This window comes from Neobacillus drentensis (genome assembly GCF_021560175.1).
GTDB lineage: Bacteria > Bacillota > Bacilli > Bacillales > Cytobacillaceae > Neobacillus > Neobacillus drentensis_A.
In genome coordinates, this window is sequence record NZ_CP091110.1 from 4,398,575 (window position 1) to 4,412,390 (window position 13,816).

Sequence of the window (13,816 nt, forward strand, 5' to 3'; positions counted from 1 at the left end):
TGGACAAATATTCTACATATGATGACAAGGAAAAGAACATAAATTTTCAAGGAGGTCTTTCATATGGATGGCGGATTTGGATCCGGTTTTGCTTTAATCGTCGTTTTATTTATCTTGTTAATTATTGTTGGTGCTTCCTGGGTTTACTAAGAAGTCGAGAGCTCCGGCAAGACGTTTTAATTAGTCAATAAGAAATTAAAAGGAAAGGATCCGTCAATTTGGCGGATCTTTTTTACCGGTTAAATGGCTAAGCCCTATATGGTAAACTATACATACACTACAATTATAAAGGGGTGATTTTTTGTACCCAAATGAGTATATCCAATTTTTAGCTCATTTCCATGGTGACAGAGATTATTTTGAATGCCATGAGATACTTGAAGAGTATTGGAAAAAAAACGATAGCAGAAATAAAAACTCCATCTGGGTCGGCCTTATTTTATTAGCCGTATCGACCTATCATCACCGGAGAGAAAACTTTAATGGGGCCAAAAGAACATTAGAAAAAGCGATAAAGATTTTTAAGACACAGTCCGATTTGGTAATAAAACTTGGAATTAACTTCCCATTGCTTCAAGATTTATTAAAAGAGCGCCTTTCCATCATCACCAATCAACAAAGATATAGTAGTTTTAACCTGCCAATAGGGGATCTAGCTCTATTGGAACTTTGCAAGAGATATTGTGAGCAGAATGGGGTTGTTTGGGGAATGGACAGTGACGTCGCCGATGATCATTTAGTTCATCGACACGTCTTACGTGATCGAACTAGTGTTATGGAAGAAAGAAATCAAGCTCTAAGATTAAGAAAAGGCAACGACTAATTCGTTGCCTCTTTAGATATCTTAGCAAACATCACATTTTTCTATAAATGGAGCCGTGTTCTCATTCGAAATAATTACTTTATCTGCATACATCTCTTTTAACGCTCTCACCATTTTTTTCCCTATCCCTTGAAACCGATGTGACGGGTTTACAGAAATATGTTGAATGATAATCTTATTTCCTGGATGATCAAAGAGGACACCGAGCAGACCGATTATATCTTCTTCCTTCCAAAGAAAAAGCTGCCAATTCTCTTCTGTTTCATATTCCTTCATGGTTAGCTGAAGCTTCTTTAAGTCCTTTTCATCCGGCATAAAGGACAATAAACCCATAGCAATCTTTTCAAAAGTCTTCTTGTATCGAATTAACATTTTGATCCCTCATTATATTAAATAAACCGCTTATTCTGTCTGGTTTAACAATAGTATATTTTTTCCCAATCATTAAATTATAAACCCTTATTCATTATATGTAATTTAAATTTATAGTGTTTCACTAAACATCATCATACATAAATAATGGGCATTCTCCAAAAAGTAGCATCCATTATCTACTAGGAACAATAAAAATCCAGTAAATCAATCCCCAGATTACAGAGAGACCAATAAGGATACCAAATAATAACCAGTTACTTTTCATAATAGAAAGTTCCTCCAAAAGCATTCTATCCTGCCATCATTCTACACTATATAACAAAAATAATCTATTCTCTCTTTTTAGTGTTCTTGAATGTACACGAAAGTTTCAAACTATGAAACTCCCAGATAAAAAATTCGTTTATATTTGAGCTTTCAGTTATATTAGTAAAAGAGATTTTATATTTATTTTAAGATCTGCTTAAAATTTCAAGGAGGCATAAAATGAAAAGATTTCTCATTCTTCTGCTCGTATCACTAATTAGCCTTTATCCTACCCATAGTTTGGCTGATATGGCTGAAGGGGATATGATTGTTACTCTAGGAGAAAATTTAACAGAAGAGCAAAAAAGTAATTTATTAGAAGAGATGGGCGCACCTGCAGATGTACAAATTGTTACTGTTACAAATCAAGAAGAACATCAATATTTAGGAAAATACATTGCGAAATCTCTTATTGGCACCAAGGCCATTTCCTCATCTGCTATAACTATTTCCTCTAAGGGTGCGGGGATTAAGGTTAAAACAAAGAATATCAACTGGGTTACGGATGAGATGTATGTCAATGCCCTGATTACAGCTGGGGTTAAAGATGCCAACATCTATATAACTGCCCCTATTTCTGTATCAGGAACAGCCGCTTTAACAGGAATTATTAAGGCCTATGAAATTTCTGCAGATAAAACAATTCCAGAAGATGTAAAACAGGCTGCGAATGAAGAAATGGTGGAAACAGCAAAACTAGGCGACTCTATTGGAGATAAGAATGCCGCTGCACTTATTGCAAAAGTAAAAGAGGAAATTGCCAAGAATAAGCCGAAAAATGACGCAGAATTACGAAGCATCATTGAACAAGCTGCTAAAGATTTAAATGTGGCTTTATCAGAAGCTGAAATGAACAAGTTAATGGACTTTTTTAACAAGCTGATTGATTTAAATATTAACTGGAACCAAGTAAGTGATCAGCTTAATAAAGCTAAAGATCAAATTTCTAAATTTCTGCAGTCTGATGAGGGACAAGGCTTTTTAGAGAAGCTTAAACAATTTTTCATCTGGTTAATTGATGCAATAAAATCACTTTTTTCATAAATTTTCAATTATGAAAAGCTGCCGCAAAAATTGCGGCAGCTTTTCTAATGTTCTAGTATTAACAACAGGTACTTTCGTGCTTATTTTAATGGTAAATCCAATCGGACTAAGTCCTCATAGGTTTCTCTTTTCACTACAAGTGTGGCTCTTCCGTTTTCTGCGAACACCACCGCGGGGCGAGGAATCCGGTTATAGTTGTTAGCCATTGAATAGCCGTATGCCCCTGTACAAAATACTGCGAGTATATCTTCTTCCCCAGCTTCGGGCAGCGGAAGATCCCATATTAACATGTCACCTGATTCACAGCATTTTCCAGCAATTGAGACGGTTTGATTTGCCTTAGCTAATGGTTTATTAGCGAGCACAGCTTCATATTTTGCTTGATAAAGGGCCGGGCGGATGTTATCACTCATACCCCCATCAACAGCCAAATATTTTCTAACACCTGGAACATCCTTTGATGAACCAACCTGATATAAGGTAATACCAGCATCCCCAACAAGTGAGCGCCCTGGCTCAATCCATATTTCTGGCATTTTAAGGGAATGCTGCTCCGTCAAATGTTTTACTTCGGTAATGATTTCACGAACATACTGTGAGGGAAGAATCGGTTCATCTTCCTTTGTATAACGAATCCCGAAGCCGCCGCCTAAGTTTAGCACTTTAGCTTCAAATGAAAATTCATTTTTCCACTGTTCTAGCTTTTCAACTATTTTTTTAGCTGCCAATAAGAAACCGGTAGTTTCAAATATCTGCGACCCAATATGGCAATGCAGACCTAGAACATGAAAGTAGTTATCATCCATTGCCATTTTTACTGCCTCTTCTGCCTGTCCGTTTTGAAGGTCAAAGCCAAATTTTGAATCTTCTTGACCGGTTAAGATATAATCATGTGTATGTGCTTCAATGCCAGGTGTAACCCTTAAAAGAATATTCACAGTGGCATTTTTTTCCCGGCACAGTTCTTTTAACAGATTGAGTTCAAAAAAATTATCAACGACAATACAGCCAATTTTATGGTCTAATGCCATCTCCAACTCTTCTCTGCTTTTATTATTACCATGAAAATGAATTCTTTCCACAGGGAAACCAGCAACGATAGCCGTATATAACTCCCCTCCAGATACTACATCCAGAGATAATCCCTCTTCCTCAGCCAACTGAATCATGGCGACGGTTGAAAAAGCTTTGCTAGCATACGCTACCTGGGCAACTACATTTAAATCATCAAATGTTTGCTTAAACCCCCGTGCTCTTTCTCTCATTAAGGCTACATCATATACATACAGAGGAGTCCCATATTGCCGTGTTAACTCAACGGCATCAACTCCGCCTATTTCTAGATTTCCGTTCTTATTTACACCTGTTGAACCGTAAAAATACATTCCCTCTCCCTCTCTCCGCCTGCGCTACTATAGTCTATGGACAATCTTCAAATAAATAGACAGAATCTACAAAAAGATAATGCCTATTTTTTGACTATTTTAACCCTTTAGTTAAATAAAATAAATTTAGCACAACTTATATAAAACTGCAATTACAAAAACGATTATTTCTTATTTGCACCTGGCGGCTGCCTATAACGATTTCGCGGCCGAACAATACTTGGTCTTAGCATCGAGCCTGGAATGGCACGACGAACGAGAATTTGCATAAATCCTTTGGGCTCAAAAGGAAGAAAAGGCCAAAAGTATGGTGTGTTAAACGCACGCATATTGACAGCAAATAAAAACATAACCGTACTTCCAATCACCAATCCTGGTGTATGGAACATCGCTACCAAAATCATAAGTATCATTCTGCCAATCTTATTCGCTACACCTAATTCATAACTTGGGGTTGTAAAAGTACCAATTCCGGCTACTGCAACATAAAGGATGACTTCGGGAACAAATAGTCCTACATCAATCGCAATCTGACCAATCAAAACAGCGGCAATTAAACCCATTGCTGTTGATAACGGGGTTGGAGTATGTATAGCGGCCATTCTTAAAAATTCAATCCCAAAATCAGCTAATAGCAATTGAACAACTACCGGAATATTGGTTTGTTTATTCGGTCCAATAAACGCTATATTTTCAGGTAATAGTGACGGTTCCAACACAAATAGTAACCAAAGTGGCAGTAATATGATGGAAGCTAAAATGCCTAAAAATCTTGTCCATCTAACAAAGGTTCCCATTGCCGGGGATTCACGAAATTCTTCTGCGTGCTGAACATGATGAAAATAAGTTGCTGGAGTAATAATGACACTAGGTGATGTATCACAGTAAATAATGACATGACCTTCTAATATATGGGCTGCAGCAACATCTGCTCTTTCAGTATATCTAACCATTGGAAAAGGATTCCATCCTTGTTTTACTATGAATTCCTCAATCGTTTTATCTCCCATTGGAATCCCGTCTACTTGAATCGCTTTTATTTCTTTTCTTAAAATATTTAATAAATCAGCATCTGCGACATCTTCTAAATAGCCTAGTGCCACATCCGTTTTTGACCTCTCGCCTACTTTAATCATTTCAAAACGCAGGCGTTCATCCCGAATTCTCCGTCTCGTTAGCGCTGTATTTAAGATGATATTTTCAACAAATCCATCACGTGAACCCCGAACAACCTTCTCCGTGTCTGGTTCTTGAGGAGTCCGCCCTGGATAACTTCGGACATCAACGGCTAATGCCGTATTTTCACCTTCAATAACGACGACAATCTGACCGGAAAGGACTAAATCCACGAGTTCATCTAATTTATGAATCGGCTGTACGGATTGATTGAGAAGGCGATTATATATAAGTTTATAAATATCAGCCGATTGTTTTTCATGGTCGTTTAGCTGGACTAATTCTTCTATTAGTTCAATGATATAACGGGTATCACAAAGACCATTACAATAGTATATTTGTACATCTTTCTTGAGGATGTTCAGCTTTCTAACCCCTAAGTCAAAGCTGATGCCAAGCCCTACTCTTTGTTTCATATAGTTTTCAATCTCATTTACGGATTCAGGGATTGGCCATTTTTGCTCATTGCTCCTTGACATGAAAGCCACTCCTTTCAAGTATAAGTTCTACTGCCTTTTTGGTGATGGGAGCACCCAATTTATATGAATCATGCCGGGCCATTTTTCCAATATCACCAACTCCAACAATAATAGGGATATCTAATTCATCAAGACAATATACTGTATCTCCGTTAATCCTCCCTAGTTCAAGCTCTTGTATTCCATATTTGTCGACACCATAGGGGGTTAAGATTCCATCACGATCAATACTAACATCTACCCTTGTCCATTCCTCATGCCTTGATCTTGCCGCAACTGCTATGGCTCCTAAAACTTCTATATCCTCATGTGTGGCAACATATTTCAAAGCCGATTCGCCCGCACCTTCCCCCACGATACCGCTATCATCAAACATCACTAATACTGGGTCATAAGGTGTTTTTTTTATTAACTTCACGATTTCTGGTCCTGATAATTTGGAAGGATTTCCATAGGAACTGGTAATACAACGCCCACCAATCTCTTGGGCTACATGTTCAACAGCCCTTTTTGCATATTCATCACCGTCAGTAATTAAAATGACGTGCCTCCGAATACTCATACTTTGATGTCCCTTCCTAATTAAAGAGTAATGTTGTCTTACATATTTGGGTTGTTCAAGGCCGTTTTTTTATTTTTTATTGTTTTATAAAATATAGCCACTGAAAAATCGACCCAAAAATTTTCCCTAACACAATCGCCATGATTAGAATGATAATTTGTCCATCTAGCCGGATTCTTTTTGTGAGAATGGGAAACACATTTACGACCTCTGTTAACCCTGCGGCCAGCATTCCAACAAATACCCCCCCAGTAAGTCCTAAGGGGATTAAAAAATAGACAGAGATATGTAATGCCGGGTCTCTTAAGCTTGCGAACACTCCAGCTAGTACTCCCAACACAACTGCCCATTCGTATAAATGAATCATTTTCATGGATTTTGAAAGCTGTGTCAATCTAGGGATAATCCCCAGTACAGTTAAAAATGCCACAAAACCAGCGCCTACCATCAATCCACTTGCCAGACCTATAAAGATTACCGACAGGATTTTAATCGTCATCAATTTGCTTCATACTTTCCTTATTTTCATGGATAACCACATAATTATCTAAATCAAGCTGATAATTAAAAATTTCTACTTCAAGTGGACTAGGTTCTTCATTTAAACGGTGTTTAAACACATGATTGAAAAAAAGAATCATTCCAAGCCCAAGACCAATCGAATAGGGGATTTGGAAGAGCAATGGTTTTACTGCCTTTTTTTCGGTAATGATGGTATATATCTTTTCCTGAACGCTTTGCATACTTACATCATCATGAAAATTCATAATGGTCATTGCTGAACCAAAAAATAATAAAAACCAAATGAGGAGAAAAATAGGTAAAGAGACCTCTTTTTTCTTAAAAACCACTTCAACGATGGTTTGAGCCGGACCGATGGATTGAACTTCGGCTTCCTCAATGATGGAGGTTATCTTCTTGATAACCTCCATCACATCTATGACGATGATATTTCGATCCATCTCTGTTACTTGATAAATTATCATTGATTGTAATTTCATTAAAATCACTTCTGGGGCAATGATCTGGGCAACATCCTTTAAATAAATCTTTTCTTCTGGCCGGACATGGACACGATGCCGCATGCGGATGTAGATTGTTTTTTCCAAAACATTCACTTCCCACACATTAATTTCCTCATCAATAGTATGGATAATATTCAATACTTTCATGTAAGTAAATGAAAAACCGCATGGATCAGAGATCCATGCGGTCCTTCATTTGCTGTAATATCTTTTTTTCAAGCCGAGAAACCTGTACCTGGGATATTCCCAGCCTAACGGCCACTTCAGATTGGGTTTGATCTTTATAGTATCGCAAATAAACAATCAGTCTTTCTCGCTCATCAAGTTCACGAATTGCTTCTTTTAATGCTATTTTATCAAACCATTTCCCTTCATTACCGTCATCAATTTGGTCCAGTAAGGTGATTGGATCGCCGTCATTTTCATATACAGTCTCATGAATAGAAGATGGTGTCCTGCTTGCTTCTTGGGCAAGGATTACATCCTCAGGAGATAATTCCAAATGAGCTGAAATCTCGTTCACAGTCGGAATTCTTCCAAGCGTTTTTGATAATTCATCCTTCGCTTTTCGAATTCTATTCCCCATTTCTTTCAATGACCGGCTCACCTTTACCGTCCCGTCATCACGGATAAACCGTTGGATTTCACCAATAATCATTGGTACTGCATAAGTGGAAAATTTGACATCGTAGGAAAGATCAAATTTATCAACAGATTTTAATAATCCAATACAACCAATTTGGAATAAGTCATCCGGGTCATACCCCCTGTTTAGAAAGCGCTGGACAACAGACCAAACAAGCCGCATATTCTTTTCAACAATTAAATCTCTAGATTCTTGATCACCAGCTTGGCTCCTTTTAATGAGCTCTTTTACTTCATGATCCTTTAAATATGGTTGACTTTTATCGTTCTTGACCTCCACATCCATCGGCAAGTCTCCTTAATTGCAAAGCATTTTGTTAAGTTTTAAATGCTTCCTTAATCTAACCTCGGTTCCGCTGCCTGGCTGTGAATGAACCTCTACCTCATCCATGAAATTTTCCATGATGGTGAATCCCATACCGGAACGTTCCAAGTCCGGCTTTGTTGTAAATAATGGCTGACGAGCTTCCTCCACATCTGCTATACCTAAACCAACATCTTTAATTGTCATATCAATTAGACTGTCCTCAATCGTTACCTGAATATAAACGATCCCGCTTGGATCATTTTCATAGCCATGAATAATAGCATTTGTTACAGCCTCTGATACGACCGTTTTAATCTCCGTTAACTCATCCATTGTTGGATCAAGCTGGGCAATAAAAGCGGCGACGGTTACACGGGCAAACGATTCATTTTGACTTAAAGCACTGAATTGAAGATTCATTTCATTCTTCACTCAGGCCACCCCCAATCTTTGCAATGCAAATTCCTCAGTCGGTTCCATTTTGATGATTTTGAATAAACCAGACATATCGAATAATCTTTGTATTGCAGGGGAAATCGCACATACCACCATTTCACCGTGCACTTGCTTTATTTGTTTATATCTCCCTAAAATAACTCCTAATCCTGAACTATCCATAAAGGAGAGTTGTTCTAAATTTAAAACAATATGGCGAATATTATTTTTTTCAATAACAGTTGTGGCTTGTTCACGAAGGTCATCCGCTGTGTGATGATCTAACTCCCCACTTAAGCGAATGCATAAAACATCGTGTTTGGTTTCCATATCAATGTTAAGACTCACTATTTCCGTCCTCCTTAATCTGGTATAGTGAGTCAATTCGCTTTTTTATCGAAAATATCCTTCTCTACCTACAAAACTAGTCCTATTTCGCTAAAATTAGAATTGTAGTTTGAAGTTTCGACAATGCTGTTAAACCATTTTTTCATCTTAGGAAATGCATTATTTTCCGGACTTTGTAAACATTCCAAATGCACGTTTATAAAGCGTCCACCATCCTGCTTCCTTCACACTCTTACTAGCTACTAATGGACTTTCCAGAATGACTTTACCATTCTTAGTTAACTTAATGGTTCCAACCTTATCGCCTTTGGTGATTGGAGCCTTTAGATTTTTTTGCAGAATGACTTTTTGCTTAACATCCTGGGTTTTTTCACCCTTTTTCGTCAGGATGGAAATCGGTTCACTTGTTACTGCTTCCACTTTCTTTTCCTTGCCCTTGCTTACTTTAACCATACCTATCGTTTGACTTCTTTTAAACATTGGATGTGTTTGATATTGGGCAAAGGCATAGTTTAGCAATTTTGTTACTTGTGCATTTCTTTCCTTAGAGGTTGGTGCACCAAATACAACCGCAATGACACGCATACCATCTTTTTGGGCCGTCGCTGTTAAGCAATACTTTGCCTCTGCGGTAAAACCTGTTTTTAATCCATCTACTCCAGGATAAAAACGGACCAATTTATTTGTATTTACCAACCAAAATTTTTTATCGGTATTTTCACGAAGATAAGCTTCGTACATACCTGTAAATTTTGTGATATCTTCATATTTAAGCAGTTCTTTTGCCATAATAGCCATATCAGCCGCGGTACTATAGTGTCCGCTGACAGGGAGGCCAGTTGTATTTTTAAAGAATGTATGCTTTAATCCCAGCTCTTTGGCTTTTGCGTTCATCATATCTACAAACGCATCTTCAGAGCCAGCTATCCTTTCGGCCATTGCAACGGACGCATCATTTCCTGAACCGATCGCAATGCCTCTTAACATTTCCTTTGTTGTCATGGCTTCACCTGGTTCAAGAAAAATCTGCGAACCTCCCATTGAAGCTGCATACTCACTTGCTCTTACTTTTTCATTCCAAGACAGTTTTCCTTCGTCTATTGCCTCCATAATGAGGAGCATCGTCATGATTTTTGTCATACTCGCAGGCGGCAGCTCTTGGTTACTATTCTTTTCATATAAGACTGTGCCTGTATCTCGTTCAATTAAAATAGCGGATTTAACATTGCTGACAATATCAGTATTCTTTTTCTCTTCAGCAGCAAATGCAGATGGAATCCATAAACTTGTTAGTAAAAAAGATGTCACTATGAAAGAGACAAATCGTTTCATTCGCATAACCCTCCATTCTTTATAGTATCCATTTTTTCCAAATTGTTTTTCTTTATACAATTATTTCCTATATTTCCTAATTAAATAAGGTAATGAAATCAAAAAGGGTGACAGGCACCATAAATGGTGCCTGTCACCCTGTCTATTTTTATTCTGTTATTTCTCCATGAATAAGGATTGGAGCTTCTATCTTTTCGGCAGTAATCTTAATATTTTCGTAAAGCTTTTGTTTAACTTCGTCTACCTTTTCAAAGTTGCTGTAAATAGTAACGAGTGAGTCCCCTTTTTTCACTTGGTCGCCGATTTTCTTTCGTAAGACTAGACCAACTGCTAGATCAATCGTAGATTCTTTAGTCGCTCTTCCTGCACCGAGGATCATAGCTGCCGTCCCCACTTCATCGGCTACAATTTCCGCTACATAGCCATCTTCTTTAGCTTCAAGTTCAAACGTATATTTTGCCTGCGGCATGTTAGAAGGGTTATCCACGATCGAGGAATCTCCACCTTGAGAGCTCAAGAAGACTTTAAATTTCTCTAGTGCGGAACCGTCTTTAATAGCGTTTTCGAGCTTGTGGCGGGCCTCTTCTAACGAACTGGCTTTTTCAGCCAAGTAAACCATATGACTTCCAAGAGTTAAACACAATTCGGTTAAATCCTCTGGACCCTCGCCTTTTAAGGTATCAATTGCCTCTTTTACTTCTAGGGCATTCCCAATTGCATATCCAAGCGGCTGGCTCATATCCGAGATTACAGCCATTGTCCTTCTGCCAACATTATTTCCAATTCGCACCATTGCTTTTGCTAAGTCCCTCGAATCGTCCAATGTCTTCATAAATGCACCGGCACCTGTTTTCACATCAAGGACAATCGCATCGGCCCCAGCGGCTATTTTTTTACTCATAATCGAGCTTGCAATAAGTGGAATACTGTCAACAGTTGCGGTAACATCCCGTAAGGCATATAGCTTTTTGTCGGCTGGCGTTAGGTTTCCACTTTGTCCAATGACAGCAATTTTATTTGTATTGACTAAATCAATAAATTCCTCATTTTCAATTTCCACATGAAAGCCTTTAACTGCTTCTAATTTATCTATGGTTCCACCTGTGTGACCTAACCCGCGGCCAGACATTTTGGCTATCGGTACGCCGACGGCAGCTACAAGGGGGCCAAGAACAAGAGTAGTGGTGTCACCTACTCCGCCCGTGGAGTGCTTATCGACCTTAATCCCTTTAATTTGTGATAAATCAATTTGATCCCCCGATTCAACCATTGCCATCGTTAAATCTGCTCTTTCTTTTTCTGTCATACCTTTGAAATAAATGGCCATTGTTAAAGCGCTAATTTGGTAATCAGGAATCGATCCATCTGTGTAACCATTAATAATAAATTTTATTTCTTCTGTTGATAATTCTTGTCCATCTCTTTTTTTCTCAATTAAGTCAACCATTCTCATTAAATATCACCACATTTTTCAAGATCATTTTGGTACCCTTTTTAAAAGGGGCAGTGCAGATTACTGGACCATTCCTTTAACAATTTCGTTAATATATAAAAGGAAATCGGCTTTGACTTTTTCTGTCGTTTCAATTACTTCATCATGTGTTAATGGCTGGTCAAGGATACCTGCTGCCATATTAGAAATACAGGAAATCCCAAGAACCTTCATTCCACTGTGACGGGCTACAATGACTTCTGGGACAGTAGACATCCCTACAGCATCTCCACCTAAAATACGAACCATCCTGATTTCCGCCGGGGTTTCATATACCGGACCAGGGTTCCCAAAGTATACGCCTTCTTTAACATTAATTTTTAGCCTGTCAGCAATATCTCTTGCTATCTTTCGTAATTCTTTCGAATAAGCTTCAGAAAGATCTGGGAAACGAACACCTAAATTGGCATCATTCGGGCCAATCAGAGGATTGGTTCCCATATTATTAATATGGTCTGTGATAATCATTAAATCGCCAGGGGAAAAGCTTTCATTTACCCCGCCTGCGGCATTTGTGACAATTAACATTTCTACACCCATTTCTTTCATAACACGAACTGGGAATGTCACTTTATCCATATTGTATCCTTCATAGAAGTGAAATCGGCCTTGCATGGCCACAACCTCAACCCCATTTAATTGGCCAAAGACTAGTTGTCCTGCATGACCTTCTACTGTGGAGACTGGAAAATCTGGGATTTGGTTGTACGGTATTTTAACCGGATTTTCGATATCATCCGCTAGGACACCAAGACCTGAGCCTAATATAAGACCCAATTTTGGTGTAGTCTGATATTTTCCCTTTAAAAAATCGGCTGCATGTTGAATGCTTTCAATATTCATTTTTATCCCTCTCTTTACTTCAATTCTTTTAGGAAGCTTTTTCCATAGTTAGGCAACTTAACATTGAAGTTGTCAGCGACTGTCGCACCAAGGTCTGCGAATGTTTCCCTTAATGGAAGTTCCTTACCCCCGTTCATACTCTTAGAGTAGACAAGTAATGGAACGTATTCACGTGTATGATCTGTTCCCGGTGCAATAGGGTCATTTCCATGGTCCGCTGTGATCATTAACAAATCATCGTCCTTCATTTTTGCAAACACTTCAGGCAGGCGGGCATCGTATTCCTCCAGTGCCTTTCCATAGCCTTCTGGGTCACGGCGATGACCGAATAACGCATCAAAATCAACCAAATTCAAGAAGCTAATGCCAGTGAAATCCATATCGATGGTTTCAATCAGCTTATCCATTCCGTCCATATTGGATACTGTTCTAAGAGATTTTGTTACCCCTTCACCATCGTATATATCAGAAATCTTACCAATCGCAATGACATCGAAACCTGCGTCTTTTAACTCACTCATAACAGTTCGATCAAAAGGTTTTAAGGCATAATCATGACGATTTGGCGTACGCTTGAAGTTGCCAGGTTCCCCTAAAAATGGCCGGGCGATAACACGGCCTACCATATATTTTTCATCAAGTGTTAATTCACGAGCAATCTTACAGATTTTATACAACTCTTCAAGCGGGACAATTTCTTCATGTGCAGCAATTTGAAGCACAGAATCAGCAGAAGTATAGACAATTAATGCCCCTGTTTTCATATGCTCCTCACCAAGCTCATCTAATATTTCTGTGCCGCTTGCAGGTTTATTTCCAATAATCTTTCTGCCTGTTTGTTTTTCAAGCTCTGCAACAAGCTCATCCGGAAAACCTTCGGGAAAAACACGGAAAGGTGTTTGAATATTAAGACCCATAATTTCCCAATGACCCGTCATGGTATCTTTTCCGTTTGAAGCCTCCATCATTTTTGTATAGTAAGCTAAGGGCTTTTCTGCTTTATTGATTCCGTTAATCTCGCGAATATTGCTTAATCCTAATTTTCCCATATTAGGCATATTCAGACCATTCATTCTTTCGGAAATATGACCAAATGTATCTGCACCTTTGTCTCCAAACTTCTCAGCATCGGGTGCTTCCCCGATTCCAACCGAATCCATTACGATGATAAATATACGTTTGTATGTACTTGCAGTCATACACTACTACCTCCTTTGGCATAGAAAACGTTTGCAAATT

16 protein-coding genes are annotated in these 13,816 nt (G+C 38.4%); 3 read left to right on the forward strand and 13 right to left on the reverse strand.

The genetic code is table 11. The features are described from left to right. The first annotated feature begins 63 nt into the window (after positions 1–63). Positions 64–150 carry a YjcZ family sporulation protein gene (locus tag L1999_RS20860; protein WP_160722190.1) on the forward strand — a complete coding sequence of 29 codons (87 nt, stop codon included), beginning with the start codon at positions 64–66 and terminating at the stop codon, positions 148–150. Positions 151–301: 151 nt separating this feature from the next. Continuing rightward, a complete protein-coding gene (locus L1999_RS20865; protein WP_235740324.1) occupies positions 302–823 on the forward strand; it encodes a DUF309 domain-containing protein in 522 nt (173 codons plus the stop codon). Positions 824–844: 21 nt separating this feature from the next. Here the strand turns inward: L1999_RS20865 and L1999_RS20870 are convergent, their stop codons facing one another. Then, entirely contained in the window at positions 845–1,195 is a 351-nt protein-coding gene (locus L1999_RS20870; protein ID WP_235740325.1) for a GNAT family N-acetyltransferase, read from the reverse strand. A gap of 489 nt (positions 1,196–1,684) precedes the next feature. On the opposite strand from L1999_RS20870, the gene L1999_RS20875 reads away from it, so the two are divergent. Next, positions 1,685–2,548, forward strand: coding sequence for a DUF1002 domain-containing protein (locus tag L1999_RS20875; RefSeq protein ID WP_235740326.1), 864 nt, complete (start codon positions 1,685–1,687; stop codon positions 2,546–2,548). An 80-nt stretch (positions 2,549–2,628) separates the two neighbouring features. Here L1999_RS20875 and lysA read toward each other — a convergent pair whose 3' ends face one another. The 12 genes from lysA to deoB all read right to left on the reverse strand — a co-directional run bounded on the left by lysA (position 2,629) and on the right by deoB (position 13,776). Beyond that, positions 2,629–3,933, reverse strand: a complete 1,305-nt coding sequence (lysA, locus tag L1999_RS20880; RefSeq protein ID WP_235740327.1) for a diaminopimelate decarboxylase — start codon at positions 3,931–3,933, stop codon at positions 2,629–2,631. A gap of 164 nt (positions 3,934–4,097) precedes the next feature. Continuing rightward, positions 4,098–5,588 (reverse strand): spore germination protein, encoded by a 1,491-nt coding sequence (locus L1999_RS20885; RefSeq protein ID WP_235740328.1) that lies wholly within the window; start codon positions 5,586–5,588, stop codon positions 4,098–4,100. After that, on the reverse strand, positions 5,572–6,150 hold the full coding sequence (locus L1999_RS20890; protein WP_235740329.1) for a stage V sporulation protein SpoVABEA: 579 nt from the start codon (positions 6,148–6,150) through the stop codon (positions 5,572–5,574). Before L1999_RS20890 ends, L1999_RS20885 begins: the two co-directional genes overlap by 17 nt. Before the next feature lie 76 nt (positions 6,151–6,226). Continuing rightward, positions 6,227–6,649, reverse strand: coding sequence for a stage V sporulation protein AB (locus tag L1999_RS20895; RefSeq protein ID WP_235740330.1), 423 nt, complete (start codon positions 6,647–6,649; stop codon positions 6,227–6,229). Beyond that, positions 6,639–7,259, reverse strand: a complete 621-nt coding sequence (locus tag L1999_RS20900) for a stage V sporulation protein AA (protein ID WP_235740331.1) — start codon at positions 7,257–7,259, stop codon at positions 6,639–6,641. The genes L1999_RS20895 and L1999_RS20900 overlap by 11 nt, the downstream gene beginning before the upstream one ends. A gap of 88 nt (positions 7,260–7,347) precedes the next feature. Then, the gene (gene sigF, locus L1999_RS20905; protein ID WP_235740332.1) at positions 7,348–8,106 is read right to left on the reverse strand and encodes an RNA polymerase sporulation sigma factor SigF; all 759 of its coding nucleotides are present in this window, start codon (positions 8,104–8,106) and stop codon (positions 7,348–7,350) included. Between the two features lie 12 nt (positions 8,107–8,118). Further along, complete coding sequence (gene spoIIAB, locus L1999_RS20910; protein ID WP_235740333.1) at positions 8,119–8,559, reverse strand: anti-sigma F factor; 441 nt, start codon at positions 8,557–8,559, stop codon at positions 8,119–8,121. Beyond that, entirely contained in the window at positions 8,560–8,910 is a 351-nt protein-coding gene (gene spoIIAA / locus L1999_RS20915) for an anti-sigma F factor antagonist (protein ID WP_235740334.1), read from the reverse strand. 159 nt (positions 8,911–9,069) lie between these two features. Then, entirely contained in the window at positions 9,070–10,242 is a 1,173-nt protein-coding gene (locus tag L1999_RS20920; protein ID WP_235740335.1) for a D-alanyl-D-alanine carboxypeptidase family protein, read from the reverse strand. A gap of 148 nt (positions 10,243–10,390) precedes the next feature. After that, a complete protein-coding gene (locus tag L1999_RS20925) occupies positions 10,391–11,695 on the reverse strand; it encodes a pyrimidine-nucleoside phosphorylase (RefSeq protein WP_235740336.1) in 1,305 nt (434 codons plus the stop codon). 60 nt (positions 11,696–11,755) lie between these two features. After that, positions 11,756–12,577 (reverse strand): purine-nucleoside phosphorylase, encoded by an 822-nt coding sequence (locus L1999_RS20930; RefSeq protein WP_235740337.1) that lies wholly within the window; start codon positions 12,575–12,577, stop codon positions 11,756–11,758. Between the two features lie 14 nt (positions 12,578–12,591). Continuing rightward, positions 12,592–13,776, reverse strand: coding sequence for a phosphopentomutase (gene deoB, locus L1999_RS20935; RefSeq protein WP_235740338.1), 1,185 nt, complete (start codon positions 13,774–13,776; stop codon positions 12,592–12,594). Positions 13,777–13,816: the final 40 nt, after the last annotated feature.